The organism is Psychrobacter sp. CX97 (assembly GCF_057396285.1).
On record NZ_JBXYJE010000015.1, the window covers coordinates 1 to 15,402 of the forward strand.

The 15,402-nt window shown below is 39.6% G+C and carries 11 protein-coding genes; 5 read left to right on the plus strand and 6 right to left on the minus strand.

The window, feature by feature from the left end; genetic code table 11:
• Positions 1-213 precede the first annotated feature (213 nt).
• Together hpf and rpoN are read right to left on the minus strand one after the other, a co-directional pair.
• On the minus strand, positions 214-594 hold the full coding sequence (gene hpf / locus AC2SLL_RS11010) for a ribosome hibernation-promoting factor, HPF/YfiA family (RefSeq protein WP_486531740.1): 381 nt from the start codon (positions 592-594) through the stop codon (positions 214-216).
• Between the two features lie 579 nt (positions 595-1,173).
• Positions 1,174-3,078 (minus strand): RNA polymerase factor sigma-54, encoded by a 1,905-nt coding sequence (gene rpoN / locus AC2SLL_RS11015; RefSeq protein ID WP_486531741.1) that lies wholly within the window; start codon positions 3,076-3,078, stop codon positions 1,174-1,176.
• Positions 3,079-3,725: 647 nt separating this feature from the next.
• Here rpoN and AC2SLL_RS11020 point away from each other — a divergent pair.
• The gene (locus AC2SLL_RS11020) at positions 3,726-4,613 is read left to right on the plus strand and encodes a nitrilase-related carbon-nitrogen hydrolase (RefSeq protein ID WP_486531742.1); all 888 of its coding nucleotides are present in this window, start codon (positions 3,726-3,728) and stop codon (positions 4,611-4,613) included.
• Between the two features lie 45 nt (positions 4,614-4,658).
• Here AC2SLL_RS11020 and AC2SLL_RS11025 read toward each other — a convergent pair whose 3' ends face one another.
• The 4 genes from AC2SLL_RS11025 to lptM form a co-directional block, all read right to left on the minus strand.
• Positions 4,659-5,627, minus strand: a complete 969-nt coding sequence (locus AC2SLL_RS11025; RefSeq protein ID WP_486531743.1) for a tyrosine recombinase XerC — start codon at positions 5,625-5,627, stop codon at positions 4,659-4,661.
• 84 nt (positions 5,628-5,711) lie between these two features.
• Complete coding sequence (gene dapF, locus AC2SLL_RS11030) at positions 5,712-6,593, minus strand: diaminopimelate epimerase (RefSeq protein WP_486531744.1); 882 nt, start codon at positions 6,591-6,593, stop codon at positions 5,712-5,714.
• 380 nt (positions 6,594-6,973) lie between these two features.
• Positions 6,974-8,326, minus strand: a complete 1,353-nt coding sequence (gene lysA, locus AC2SLL_RS11035) for a diaminopimelate decarboxylase (protein ID WP_486531745.1) — start codon at positions 8,324-8,326, stop codon at positions 6,974-6,976.
• 292 nt (positions 8,327-8,618) lie between these two features.
• A complete protein-coding gene (lptM, locus tag AC2SLL_RS11040; protein WP_486531746.1) occupies positions 8,619-8,873 on the minus strand; it encodes an LPS translocon maturation chaperone LptM in 255 nt (84 codons plus the stop codon).
• An 897-nt stretch (positions 8,874-9,770) separates the two neighbouring features.
• On the opposite strand from lptM, the gene AC2SLL_RS11045 reads away from it, so the two are divergent.
• The 4 genes from AC2SLL_RS11045 to rsfS all read left to right on the plus strand — a co-directional run bounded on the left by AC2SLL_RS11045 (position 9,771) and on the right by rsfS (position 15,296).
• Positions 9,771-10,976: an acetate/propionate family kinase gene (locus AC2SLL_RS11045; RefSeq protein WP_486531747.1), complete on the plus strand. Its 1,206-nt coding sequence runs from the start codon at positions 9,771-9,773 to the stop codon at positions 10,974-10,976.
• A 327-nt stretch (positions 10,977-11,303) separates the two neighbouring features.
• Positions 11,304-13,529, plus strand: a complete 2,226-nt coding sequence (gene pta / locus AC2SLL_RS11050; RefSeq protein WP_486531748.1) for a phosphate acetyltransferase — start codon at positions 11,304-11,306, stop codon at positions 13,527-13,529.
• 487 nt (positions 13,530-14,016) lie between these two features.
• Complete coding sequence (locus tag AC2SLL_RS11055) at positions 14,017-14,760, plus strand: nicotinate-nicotinamide nucleotide adenylyltransferase (protein WP_486531749.1); 744 nt, start codon at positions 14,017-14,019, stop codon at positions 14,758-14,760.
• Between the two features lie 161 nt (positions 14,761-14,921).
• Positions 14,922-15,296, plus strand: a complete 375-nt coding sequence (gene rsfS / locus AC2SLL_RS11060) for a ribosome silencing factor (protein WP_486531777.1) — start codon at positions 14,922-14,924, stop codon at positions 15,294-15,296.
• Positions 15,297-15,402: the final 106 nt, after the last annotated feature.

The following is a 15,402-nucleotide window of genomic DNA, read 5'->3' on the forward strand; positions in this document are numbered from 1 at the left end:
AACTTCTTTGCTGTGGCATGACCGGTATGTCCTTGCTTATAGTATCCTATGACTTTGATCTTAAAATCTAGATTGTAACGCATAAAAATACCCCATAAGTTGTGTCCAACTTTTGGGGGTCAGTTCAAAACAATTAAAGTCTTTTTTATGGCTTTTCTGATTATAAGGTTTTAGTATTTGGCCCTATTAAGGCACCTATCAAGCAACTTCAGATCAGGCAACTTCAGAATCAGAACCTGTGTCAGAGTCGGTAGAAGATTGCCCATACGCTAATTCTCTTTTAGATGAGCGGTTACCCCTCTCCATTCTAGTTTTATACTTTCTTACTTGACGATCTAATTTGTCAGCCATAACATTGATGGCCTTGTACATATCATCTTCCTGCGCTTGCACAAACATTTCTTGACCTGAGACGCGCATTATTGCCTCTGCTTTGTGGTTATTTAAATCGCTATTACTATTCTCTACAGATAAAATAACCTTAATAGTCTGAATTTGGTCAAAGTGGCGTTCAACTTTAGATAATTTATCCATTACCGCCTCTTTTAAGGCCTCGGTTACACTAATATGATGACCACTAACTGAAATATTCATACGCTTAAATCCTTATGTTGTTTGTAGAGGTTATAAATACCTCAAGCAACTTATTAACAGACAGTTTAATGAACAAAAACCAAATAAATATAAAGACTCAAAATCAATGTAATTTTGGAGGTGTTCATTAATATACCGTCATATTAATTTCTTTATTGCTTCTAATACATGACGGTACGTTAGAAATCACTCAACTTAATATCCTTATTAAGCCAGCTTACCTATTTATAATATTTATAGAAACATATTTATATCAGGTAAGCATCTTTAATTTGTCATGAATTTACAAAACAAACAAGCGCATTTAGTGTAAATATTTGTAAATATAACTGTTAATATTTCTATAAGTCGATATAATCGAAAAATTTTGTCTTTTATGCTACGGCTTGGCAACCGTATATAGGTTTATTATTGTCCACATAATAGGAGACGACAATATCTTGCACCCGCCGCTTGGCACTTTCAAGATATGGGCAAGGTATTCGAATCGATCAAAGCGATTAACTTAACTAATTAATGCGTATAAGTAGGTTAATATAGAGGGTTTTGAGTAACGAGAAGGCAATTGATAAAATGGCTTTAGAATTTTATCTTACGCTGGGTTGATGAACCAATATTCATAGCCTCGCGATACTTTGATACCGTGCGCCGAGCAATGTCTATACCTTCGTTTTCGAGATACTCTTGAATCGCCCTATCTGAAAGAGGTTTCTTTGGATCTTCGCTATCGATTAAGTGTTGGATCATGGCACAAATTGCAGTAGAGGATACATCACCCTCACTACTGGATACGTGCGATGAGAAAAAGTATTTCAACGGAAATAAACCTTTTGGCGTTAATATACTTTTACTGGTTGTTAACCGTGAAACAGTAGACTCATGGAGGTCGACCGCCTCAGCTATGTCTTTTAAAATCAGAGGCTTCATGGCAGTAGGACCTTGGAGCAAAAAATCCTGCTGACGTTCAACAATCCGAGTGGCTACTTTCAGTAAGTTTTGGTTTCGCTCTTCAATACTACGAATAAATAATCGTGCATCAGTCAGATTATCACGTAAATAAACATTGTCTGGACTGTCATCACCCCGCTTTACCAAATTAGCATACTCTTTATTTATTTTGAGCTTAGGTAAGGTATCAGGGTTTAGCTTAACCTGCCAAATAGGAGCACTATTATCATCTTGTTGAACCATACTAACCAACACATCAGGAACGTCATAGCCGGCAAGAATTGTGCCATAACTTGATTGGGTATTTAAAAACGCGGTACCTGGCGAAGGGTTCAGTTTGCGTATCAAAGCTAAGCAGTCACTTATTTCATTTCTTTTGACACCTGTCTCTTTAATCAAGGCCTTAATGTTATTACTGACTAGATACTCATACTTATCTAATAGATTAATGGCTAGATTTCGATAGGGTGTTTTTTCAGGAAGCTTTCTCAATTGAATCTGTAAGCATTCGGCTAGATTTCGAGCACCAACCCCTAGCGGCTCACAAGATTGAATGACATGGAACATCATCTCTATTTGTTCATAGTCTATCTTCTCATCCCATTGATAAAAGCTAGACATGGTATCAAAGTTTTGTTTAAGCTCATCAATTTCAATCCGAATAAAACCAGACTCATCCATAGCATCAATTAAGTAGTTAGCAATTAAAATATCAATATTTGACAAATGCTTAAAATTTAGTTGCCAACGGATGTGATCTTGAAGATTAACAGAAGTAGCACCTTGGTAATCATCAATGTCATCAAAGTCTCGACTGGCTAGGCCGGTTGGCGCATGCGTGTACACTTCGTCCCAGTTTGTATCAATTTCATACTCACCAAGCGTGTTTTCTGCCATATTTTCACTAGTGTCTTTGACATCTTGCTGGTTACTATCTTGCTTGTCATTATATTGCTTGTCATTATATTGAAAGTCACTTTCTAGATAATTACTTTCTAAAGAATCACTATCTTGATTAGATTGGACTTTATCGCTTGATGACTTTAGATTCGACAACTCCATTAGGGGGTCTGTATCAAAATTATTATCCGCGCCTAAATCTGTTAAATCACTATTTAGGGGCTCACTATTCTCTGAGCCATTAAGCTCTGTATTATGACCCTGAGGATCATCACGAGATAAAGCAGTGGATGACGCATAGATATCTTTGTCAGCGTTAGTCTCAAATGGTTCATCATAAGCATGTTCGTACTTATCATTATCGTATTTATCATTGTAACCATCATCATGTACAAAATCTGAATCTGACTCCAAACGCGTTAACTCTTCTATGCTATCAAAGTCATCGGCATTTATAGTCTCCTCTTCCACACGCTCAAGTAGTGGATTACTATCCAGCTTCATTTGCACTTCTTGTTCCAGCTCAACACTTGACATCTGCAACAGCTTGATAGCTTGTTGCATCTGGGGGGTCAGCTTTTGAGAGGTTGATAGCGACGTGGTTAAATTGCTACCCAAACCAAATGAAATACTCATGATAGGTTTACTTGTTATTTAGAGTTGTTTTTAATATAGACGAAAGGATTACTTGATATGTTAAAGTAAACGCTTTTATAAGCCACAAGTTAGTGATAAAACTCTATTTGTAAAAATTGCCCAGCATATATCGTGTCATGCCTAGATATCGTTTTTTGGTGCTTTTGTTTATTGCATAAGTATCGTTTATAGCTGTTGTAAATTAAATATAGCACGCTAGTATAGTAATATGACATGCTACAGATAGAGCATCAAAAAGCATAATCTGCTAACTTACAATGATCAAAAAAACCGATAAAACATAAGCTTTAAAGGCGTAAACGGTTACCAAAATTTTGTTGATTTTAAGGAACCAGTGTTAAAAATGACATAGACTAATTGAATACAATTTGTTAATTTATTTCGAGAATGGCTGTCAATTGGTTACCGTTTTCAGAGTTCAAATAATTTCAAAGACAATATCACCTAGTTCTATGCTAACCTAACTAGACTAATAATAGTATCGTAGATATGCAGCAGTGCTATTGCTCCGTCGAATTGCATACCACAACCCAAGTCTATTACTGACACCCAGTTAAAAGATAAGATTAACAAAAAACGGTCTATTAATTTTCATTTAGCTTACTTATAAAGAGTGATAATTTTCTATGAATCAACCCATAATCGGATGTGTTCAGCTTAATAGCCAAAAAGTGATTGATGATAATCTATCTATTATAAGCAATGCAACCAAAAAAGCTGAGCTTGAAAGTGTACACTTACTAGTTTTGCCTGAAAATGCTTGTAAGATGGGCAGACAAAAAGAACTTGGCGAAAGATTTGATGAAATATCAACATGGTATGCCAATCTGGCTGCTAAGCATCAAATGTTTATTTTGGCCGGTACGCTACCATGTCCCTACCGTCCTGATGGCACGCCTGTACCAAATGATAAACTAAGACAAGTAAGCCAGATGTTTGCACCTGACGGCAAACGCATCGCCCGTTATGATAAAATACATTTGTTCAAAGCGGAGGTGGCTGATAGTACGGGTAGCTATGACGAAGGTCGCACATTTGAAGCCGGTAATACAACGGTCGTTGCCACATGCGATATGGCCAATTTACTTGGCAGTACAAACACCACTTTAAATACACGACAACTATCTGTAGGGATGATGGTCTGTTTTGATCTACGCTTTCCAGCATTAGCACAGCGATTACATCAAGCAGGAGCAGATATTTTGACTGCGCCCTCTGCATTTACCTATCAGACGGGTAAGGCTCATTGGGAGCTACTACTTAAGGCTCGAGCTTTAGATGCGCAGTGTATGTTAGTCGGTTCTGCTCAAGGGGGTACTCATTACGGTAATAACTCGAGCCGAGACACTTGGGGTCATAGTGCTATTGCCAACGCAAATGGCGAGCTGATTGCTAAGATTGATCAAACCAGACTATCGACAGAATATGCTTTAATTACCGCACCCTTTGACAAGCAGGCACAACAAATCTGCCGGCAGAATATGCCAATTCATCACTGTCATCGTTTGTGTTAAATGGTTACCGCTTATGGTAGGCAAGATAAGCTAGGCTCATTTAAACTATTGATTACTACCATAAATGACCTTATTGTGTACGGCTCTAGGATGCGCTTTATCATATACCTGAGTTAGCTTAGCGAAGTCAACATGGGTATATATTTGCGTGGTACTAATATTGCTGTGTCCTAACATCTCTTGTACCGCTCGCAAATCGCCACTGCCAGAAAGCATATGCGATGCAAAACAATGGCGCAATAAATGTGGATACATATTTTGCGCAATGCCTGCTCTTGTTGCGACTACTTTTAAACGCTGCTGTACAGCACGAGTGGTAAGCCGTGTTCCTAACTTTTCACTAATAAATAAAGCGGTATCACCGTGCTCTTCCCACAAATACCGATGTGGCAAATAAGTGGTAATTGCCTGTAGTGCCTTTTCACCCACAGGCACTAAACGGGTTTTATTTCCTTTTCCGGTTACCCTTATCTGCCCTCGTTCGCCGCTTGCATCTACTCTCAAATCAGAAACATCTAAACTTACCAGCTCGCCAACACGTAGGCCACTACTGTATAGAAGTTCAAACATGGCTTTATCACGTATCCACAACCTCGCTTGCTCAGGCGTATCGGGCATTGGTTGCTCTAATAGCTGAGTGATAAGATCGCCATCAGCGATAGACGGTAGAGGTCTAGGCGAGCGTTTAAGCTTATAACCCGTCGTTGGATTGATACGTGCCAGCCCTTGCTCAATCATCCAACTATAAAAATGACGAATAGCAGACAGCTCTTGCTGTACGCTAGATATGGCTAATGCATCTCGCTCCAACCGATTGCCAATATGCTTCGCTAATTGTCGTTTATCACAGCGTGTCCACGTCAGCCCTGCTTGCTCAACATAACATGCCAATTGGTATAAAGCAGCATAATAGGCATCAATGGTATGCGGAGATAATTTGCGTACAGACAGCTCGTTTAACCATCGTTCCACTGGCTCTAACAGTGCTACCATATGTGGCGACATATCACTCATAATATCGATATCCTCACTATCAATATCCACACTATTGATATTATGAGTGTCTTGCTATTGCTACTGTCGCTGGCCTCTTCTATCTTAATCATCTATCTTGACACCAGCCTGTGCCATTAGTCCATCGGGACTAAATACACCCTCATACACAAAGGCTGTCGGGCCCGTCATCATTACTGAATAACCAGGTGACCAACTGATCAGCAGACTGCCACCATATAGCTGGGCGCGAACGTCTTCAGCTTCATCTAACCAACCTTCACGAATACCTATAGCAACAGCTGCACAAGCCCCTGTACCACACGCTTGGGTCTCGCCAACCCCTCGCTCATACACACGCAGACGAATATGACGCTGATTCATAATCTGCATAAAACCCACATTTACCTTTTCAGGAAATGCTGGGTGCGACTCAATAGCTTTACCTAACTTTTCAACATCAGCCTCTAAAATATCATCGACTTTAATAACAGCATGTGGGTTTCCCATACTTGCAACATATAACTGCACAGGCGTACCCTCAACATTCAGATGATATGCATTTTGAATCTTTGTAATGGCTTTTGGTTTAAAAGGTATCTCTGATGGCTCAAACCTTGGCTTGCCCATATCAACTTGTACCCATCCATAACTGTCGGTACTTAACGTTAAAATTCCTGACTTAGTCTCTACACGAATGCGCTGTTTAAACGAAAGTTTACGTGCTTGTACAAACCGCGCAAAACAGCGAGCACCATTGCCGCACTGTCCTACCTCAGTACCGTCTGCGTTATATATACGATAACGAAAATCAACATCTGGACGCATGGGTGGCTCAACCACTAACAACTGATCAAAGCCGATGCCGCGATGGCGATCGCCTAAAAGCTGTATCATTTGTGGGGTCAAATCTAAACGCTGTGTTACAAGGTCAATGACCATAAAATCGTTGCCCAGACCGTGCATTTTAGTAAACTCAATAAGCATAGTTTGTCCTTAAATTTGATATTTATTCTATCTTAACATGCAGATTATGACATTGATAATATTGAACTGTTGGAATTGGTTTAGCTTGATTAAGTGAACCTGTATGTAGCTATATTCAATTAAATCTGACTAAATCGCAATGGTTAAGGTCTATCCACTATAGTCAAAGAACTTTAAAGTAGTCACAAGGCAACCGATTGCAAGTACTACTGAAGTAGGCTTAACGAGGTTAACACCGTGACTCTTTATAAGTTCGCCGACTATAAAGGTCTATCCACTAAAAAACCCCGTATCAATTATGATACAGGGCCTAGGTAATCTGTTACCTTTTATTCAATATCTTAGGAACGCCTTAATTATAATCTAATAACAAATAAGCACTAATCCAATTGCCACTGGCTTTCGCCTACAAATAACTGCTCAATTGTCTCACGCTTACGCACCAGCTGGTGCTGATTGCCCTCTACCATAACTTCAGCACAGCGAGGGCGAGAGTTATAATTACTGCTCATCACAAAGCCATACGCTCCAGCCCCTGTTACTGCTAAAACATCATTTACCGTTAAAGCTAACATACGGTTCTTAGCTAGAAAATCGCCTGTTTCACATACCGCACCGACAATATCCCAATGTCTTTCATCGTTAAGATTAGTGAGTTTTGCGGGTATGATGGCCATCTCAGCTTGATATAGTGAAGGTCGAATTAAATCATTCATTGCTGCGTCAACAATAGCAAAATTCTTATGTGCTGTGGGTTTTAATACGTCAACCGATGTAAGTAGCACACCGGCATTGGCAACAATACTGCGACCTGGCTCAAAAAATACTTTTAATCCTAATTCCTGTAATTTTGGGAGTAATGCCTCAGCAAAAGTATTGACCTCAGCCACCACCTCATCAAGATAAGTAACCCCTAGCCCTCCACCCAGATCAATGTGAGTAAGCTCAATACCTACTTGTTTTAATGAATCAATAAGCTCACATAATTTATCAAGTGCGGCTACAAAGGGGGTAATCTCAGTGAGCTGCGAACCGATATGGCAGTCAATCCCCACAACATTTAGATGCTCAAGTTTATCTGCATATTGATAGGCTTCGATGGCAACGTCATGGCTAATTCCAAACTTATTATCTTTAAGTCCAGTGGAGATATAAGGATGCGTTTTTGCATCTACATCAGGATTTACTCGCAAGGAGATGGGGGCAACTACGCCAAGATTACCTGCAATTGTATTAATCGTATCAAGCTCACTTAAAGATTCAACGTTAAAACAGCCAATGCCTGCTGTTAATGCTGCTTTAATATCAGCATGGCTTTTGCCCACCCCAGAAAAAACAATTTTACTGGGGTCAGCGCCAACAGCCAGTACGCGCGCCAACTCTCCACCGGATACTAAATCAAAACCTGAGCCTGCTTTCGCCAAAACCCCTAAAACCGCTAAATTTGAATTGGCTTTTACTGCATAACAGACCTGATGGTCAATAGCTGCAAAGCTGGTAGTATAAGCTGTGTAGGCATCCAGTATGGCAGTTTTTGAATAAACGTATAATGGGGTTTCATATTTTTCTACTAGAGCGTCAACACTTATCCCCTCAATATGCAGCACGTTTTGCTTATAATCCAGTGCAGGTATTTTATCCACAAAAGCTTCTGGATGAATACGTAGGCCCATATCGTTTTTCTCAGTAGCAGGGTATGCAGGGTTGTCTTGACAGGGGTCGTTTTTTATCATTTCCGTGGGTATCCATTTTGAATAAATGTTATCAGTTTGAGAGTCAATCAAAATCATTATAAGAGGGGGCAATACGGTAAAAATCTAAATTATTATAGACGACCACATAAGCCAACAAACGAGCATGGTAAGCGAGGGCGACAAGAAAAGCCAATCGTATTCTTTTTATATAGACTCACGTTCTCACATTATCTTGGGTTTGCGCTTAGTCTGCAATGCAGTTTAGATAAAGGATTAGTAATTAATAGTGCTAATTTGCAAATATTTGATATGCCCAAATTATTATACGTTCTTAATAATCGTTTGGGTCATTAGTAATACTATCTATATCCACACTTCCCTCAGGCTCATCTGAATTCAAACTTTTAATATCATTTTCATCTTTATTGTACTTATAAAGAATAAAGTCAGTATTACTATTGGCTTCCTCTGGCATATATAAGTCGCCCTTTTGGCCACATCCCGTTAACGATACCAAGATTGCGATAACGCTATAAGCACCTCTAGCAAAAGGTTTTTTAGTGTTTTTGACAGATTGTAAAGTCATATTATCAACCAAATTTTTGTATTGTTTGTTACAGCCAAAGCCCTCATTTAGCCATTTATAATAAACTAAAAATCATAACAAACTTAAATAAAAAGCTTTTCATAGTAGCAAAAATCTCTAGGCTTGCCTAAAACTATTATCTCTATTGACAACTTATAGAAGACATCTTAAAACCCTTATGTTTTTATCATTGATCTTCATTACTCCTTTACAGACGTTCTTAAAATAGGTAATCTCAACGAGATAAATGTAGTTATACTTATTTATATAGTATTATATCGCTAGGCATGATAACTCAAGTAAATATATGAGCCCTATTTGCTGAATAATAAATACGCCTTCCTTTGATTAACCAACTGTTTAGTAAGCCTTTATAGTCATAATATCTTTATATACAGATAGTTAATATAGAGACACTTATTCTGTTTGCTAATGCTAAACACTTTGTATATTAGCGTCTTTATAATGCTGATGTTTTTTATGCCTAATTTTAACGACTCAGTTTTGATACCATAGTAACCCATTATTACAAGCTGACAATTTGAACATATAAATAATATGGATTTAATAGACACCTTGATCAGCACTTTAAACCCACCTTCTTTTATTTTACTCATTCGTTATTACTCAAATGCCGCGAATGTTGCAAATTTTATATAAACCATGAGTTGTATCATGGAATTTAATCCACTCACATAAAAGTAAATGAGATAAGAACATAAAGTAAATAATAAGATAATAAAATAATATAATAAATAGTTACTCCACTCAAAAATAAACCTATTATGCACCGTAACCAGTAGGCCTTTTTATCTTGCTGGGCCTGAATCTTAACCAATAGCTATTTTAGCAGTCAGCACCCTTTTTTTATGTCAAATATTCTTGCAAGGACACTTTATGAGCCATACCTCCATTACTAAACCTACCCTAGTTGTCAACTGTGGGTCATCATCTATCAAATACGCCTTAATTAGTCAGGATAATCAACACCGCATTACCGGCCTTGCGGAAAACTTGGGACTTGACCATGCGCGTATTGTTCATAAAGAATTAGATGGTACGAAAACTGAAATTCGTATTCCGGGTGCCAACCACAAAGCCGCCCTTGTAAAAATCATGGAGGTACTGGGCAATCAACAACCTATTGCGGTTGGTCATCGCGGCGTTCATGGTGGACGCGAATTTAGTAATGCTCAGGCAATAACGCCACACGTATTAAGTGAAATTAAACGTCTTAAAGAGTTAGCGCCATTACACAATCCAGCCAACGCAGCTGGTATTGAAGCCGTTCAAGCCATTCACCCCGACCTTCCTCAAGTGGTGGTTTTTGATACCGCTTTTCACCAAACGATGCCGCCTAAAGCATTTCGTTATGCCATTCCAAAAGATTTATACGAAAGTCATTATATCCGTCGATATGGCTTTCATGGCACGTCACACGCTTATGTATCAAATCGTGCTAGCCAAATTACTGAAACTGAAGGCCCTCATGGCTGGTTAGTGGCTCACTTGGGTAATGGTAGCTCAGCGTCTGCTGTTTATGACGGTAAAAGCCTAGACACCAGTATGGGCTTAACGCCTCTAGAAGGTTTAATGATGGGTACACGCAGTGGCGATGTCGATCCTGGCCTACATTTATACCTAAAACGCAAATTAAACTTAAACATTGAAGAGATTGATACACTACTCAATAAAGAAAGTGGACTTTTAGGTGTTTCCGGTGTGTCAAATGATATGCGTACCATTGAAGAGATTGCCAATGATGACTCTCATCCTGGTCAAAAAGATGCCGCACTTGCCTATGAGATGTTCTGCTACCGAGTCGGAAAATACTTAGCCTCTATCTCATGCGCTTTACCTGAAATTACTGGCATCGCCTTTACAGGTGGGATTGGCGAAAATGCTGCTGGCATTCGAGCTCGCATTGTTGACGTTATGCGTCATTTTGGCTTAGCAGTAGATGCGGATAAAAATAAAGCATTATTTGGTGGTAAAGAAGGTAGTTTCCATTCTGAATCGAGCCGTTACGAGCTTTGGGTTATTCCGACGGATGAAGAGTACCAAATTGCGCAAGAAACCCGCGAAGTTCTGGGACTGTTATAACACAAAGACATAAATAATGGATGAGCACCTGATTAGCACATAATCATATTTGTGTATTAATAGTGCCTTATTATTATTTCTAATCGGGTTTGAATCATCCTATAACTAACGACGTTGTCAATTGGGCTTTATAAAAGAGTGTAGGTATTTTCTATTGTTAGACTTAGCATGAAGGTCAACACTTATCGCTATCACTCATGACTATATATGGCTTAACAAAAATATAGCTAAGTAAAAATATAGCACGGGAACATGAGGCAAAGCTTTCTAGCACCTCTTTCAACAATAAAAATAATAGCCACGTTTAAAACAAATAAGGATTCGTTTATGCAAACAATATTACTTGTGCCCACCGGCCGAGGCATTGGCCTGACTTCTTCTGCATTAGGTCTAATTAGAACACTACAACATGCGGGAATAAAAGCTGGCTTTATGAAGCCCTTCTCCCAAGATGACTCATTCGATACTCAGCATACTCTCGACAGCTCAAGTGAGCTCGCAAGACGCACTTTTGGTTTAAATCCTCCCTCATCAATCCCTCGTAATCGTGTAGAGCGTACCTTAAGTAACGGTAACTTAGACGATATAATGGAAGAAGTGGTTGTCAAACAGCAGCAGCTGGCTAAAGACTATGATGTCGCTATTTGTGAAGGCCTACAACCGACTGAAGAGGTAAACTACGCAACCGATGTTAACCATGCTCTATCAAATGCGCTAGATGCTAAAGTTATCTTAGTCAGTAAAGCGGATCTTAATAAGCCTGAGCTTCTTGCTGATAAGTTGGATGTTCATGCTAGAGAATATGGCGGTATCGCTGGTCTTCGTACTATAGGCTGCATTTTAATGCGCGCCAAAAATGTACCTGTATCTCCAAGTGCCGTCTCTTCAGGCCATGCTTCGACAGACGATGCTTCGACAAAAGGTGCTTCAACAAACTTAAGCGCTACAGACTCAGGCTCTGCCCAGCTGCCGGGTAGCGCTAAGCTAGATTTAGAAGATACGTTTGTGGCGGCAATGAAAGCCCATGCTCCTGCGTTTGCAACCGAGAAGTTTCATTTAATTGGCGTGGTACCTTTTAGCGATATTTTATCAGTGCCTCGCACTTGGGATATTGCCCAAAACTTAGGGGCTACTTGGTTAAATGAAGGTAACGCCAAATCCCGTCGGGTATTAAATACCAGCCTAACGGCACGAACTATTTCACGTATAGGGGAAGTATTTAAACCCGGCACACTGATCGTTACGCCTGGCGACCGTGAAGATCTACTATTAGCAACGGCAATGGCTGAAGTGAACAACATTCTCATGGCAGGTATCGTATTGACAGGCGATATTATCCCTAACAAAACAGTATTAGACCTTTGTAAGCCAGCACTCAGCGCCGGCCTACCTGTTATGAGTGTTAAAACAAACAGTTTAGAGACCGTTCACAACCTATCGAATATTACCAATGAAATTCCACAAGATGATGTAGAACGCGCTAAAAAAGTTACCGAATTTGTGGCCGCCCATTTAGATATCGACTGGATTAACGATTATTTTAAACGAGACTACAAAGTACGTATGTCTCCTTCTGCTTTCCGTCATCAAATTGTCAGTAAATCGCAAAAGGCAAAAATGCGAATTGTTTTGCCTGAAGGTTCTGAACCACGGACGGTTGAAGCGGCGGCCATTTGTCAAAGTCGTGGTATTGCAAACTGTGTGCTTATCGCTCGCCGTAAGGATGTTGAAAAGGTGGCAAATGAGCGTGGCGTGACGCTACCTAAAGATATAGAAATTATTGATCCCGATACAATCGATATCAACAAATATATCGCTGCGTTTGTTGAGCGACGTAAAGGTAAAGCAACACCTGAGCAAGCAGCTGAACAACTAAAAGATACCGTGGTACTTGGCACCACTATGCTTCATTTAGATGAAGTTGACGGCTTAGTATCTGGTGCCATTCATACGACTGCCAATACAGTGCGCCCCGCATTCCAGCTTATTAAAACAGCGCCAGAATACTCATTAGTGTCTTCAATCTTTTTTATGCTATTGCCTGAGCAAGTGGTTGTGTACGGCGATTGTGCCATCAATCCAGATCCTAACGCTCAAGAGCTTGCGGAGATTGCCATTCAATCTGCTGCTTCTGCGAAAGCGTTTGGTATCGAGCCAAAAGTGGCGATGATTAGTTATTCAACAGGGTCATCTGGAACCGGTGCAGATGTAGAAAAAGTCATTGAAGCCACTCGTATCGTTAAAGAACGTGCCCCAGACTTAGTCATTGACGGTCCGCTTCAATACGATGCAGCTTTTGTTAGCAGCGTTGGTAAATCTAAAGCACCAGATTCTCCGGTAGCAGGTCAGGCTAATGTATTTATCTTCCCAGATTTAAATACAGGTAACACCACTTACAAAGCCGTGCAACGTAGTGCAAATGTTGTGAGTGTTGGTCCAATGCTGCAAGGCTTAAACAAACCCGTTAATGATCTGTCTCGTGGTGCATTAGTCGATGATATCGTTTATACCATTGCTTTAACCGCTATCCAAGCCAGTAGTGATGAGGTTTAAAGCTATCAGTGCAATTGAGTATTTTAACTGATCATTTAATCCATTAAGCTCGTCGCTTAATTGGTTAGGTAAATATTCGAAAGGTTTAAGTCTGACTTTTTTGAAACTATTAAGAAGGCCGGCTGGTATTCCCAGCCGGCCTTTAGATTATGCATTACGTCGTCTGGTAATCCTTATAAATTCTAGTAACCCTTATACCATTCTGGTAATCCTGATAAAATTATTGCTACTTAGACTTAAGTTTGCCAACTTTTATACCCCATTAAATTGGGTAATGATATGCGCAATTCATATTGACCACTGTCATATTAAATAACCGCAAATGGTTAAAGTAGTCTAAAATGCTGACAAGGCAATCAAGCTTAGAGGATAGCTGTTTATTCAACTCTGTACTGCAAGCAAAGTGCACACTTTAACCGCTTCTAATTAATTTGACTAAAAACTCATGCAAAAACACCTATGCTAAAAAACTCATGCTAAAACACCTATGCTAAAAAACTTACCTATCCATATCTATCTAGGCGGCTCTTTTGATCCCGTTCATAATAGTCATGTGGCAATGTTAACTCATGTCTATAGGACTTTATCTGCCACATCAAACATTCAGCCCCCTGATGAATGGCAAAGTATCCAAGCCAGTTTTTTACCCACCTCCCGCTCGCCCTTGAAAACAGCAAGTACAGACCCTCAACATCGCCTGAATATGCTTCGCTTAGTTTGCGACGCTTTACAAGCACAGGCTAAACCAGAAGCTAACCCATCTGTAGCAACGCTGGAAACTCAGTACCATGTTAGTGAGCATGAAATTTGGCAAACCCCGCCAACTTATACCATAGACACCTTAACTAAGCTTAGAAAAGAATACCCTCATGCCAGTATCATTTTTGTACTTGGCGCAGATAGTATTGCCAGTTTAGATAGGTGGAAAAAAGGAGCACAACTAACCCAGTATGCCCATCTTTGGGTTATACCCAGAGATAACCCACAGTCAATCAGCGATATTGTGGAATCTTTATCTATAAATCTGCAACTTCAAATTACGACCGATCATGATAGCTTGAAAACCAGCCCTCATGGACGCATATATATTGATTCCCATAGCGTAGCACCGATTTCAAGTAGCCTGATAAGAGCAGCAATTGCTCATAATGATTTTAAAACCGCAAAATCTACTTTGCCAGCTGAAGTTTATTCGTATATTATGCAAAATAACTTATATCGTTCTGAATGAATTGATAGTTCAGGTACTATTCATTTTTAAGAACTGGCTCTTTAATACTCTTAGATCACGTTTAAACCTGCTGTTTGGATATTTTAAAACGATCGTTATCTAGTAGATACAGCAAAACCGATAGGAAAAATATGACAGTTACAATGAAACAAAATGCACCAATGAGCGATGAAAAGCTACAAGAATGCCTAACTATGGTTCAAAGTGCATTGGATGAGGTTAAAGCTCAAAATATTACCGTACTCAATGTGCGGGAACTAACTGATGTTATGGAATACATGGTTATTGCCGAAGGTACATCAAAACGTCATGTTAGTGCTTTAGCGGACAAAGTTGGCGAGATATCCAAGAAAAATGGTTTTATGCCACTTGGCCGTGAAGGCGAAAAAGACAGTGATTGGACATTGGTTGATTTAGGAGGTGTCGTCGTTCATATTATGACATCGCAAGCCCGAGGTTTTTATGATCTTGAAGGTCTATGGTCGTCTCCAGAAGAATTGCGCAAGTTAACCGCACGGGCTCTAGAAGATAGATAACGTTGTAACAGGCATAACCTTTATACTAGGCAACACCCGTCAACATTTTATTTGTCGTTGATGCTAAATCGTATAATTAATATAAAAAGGCGCTGTATAGCGCCTT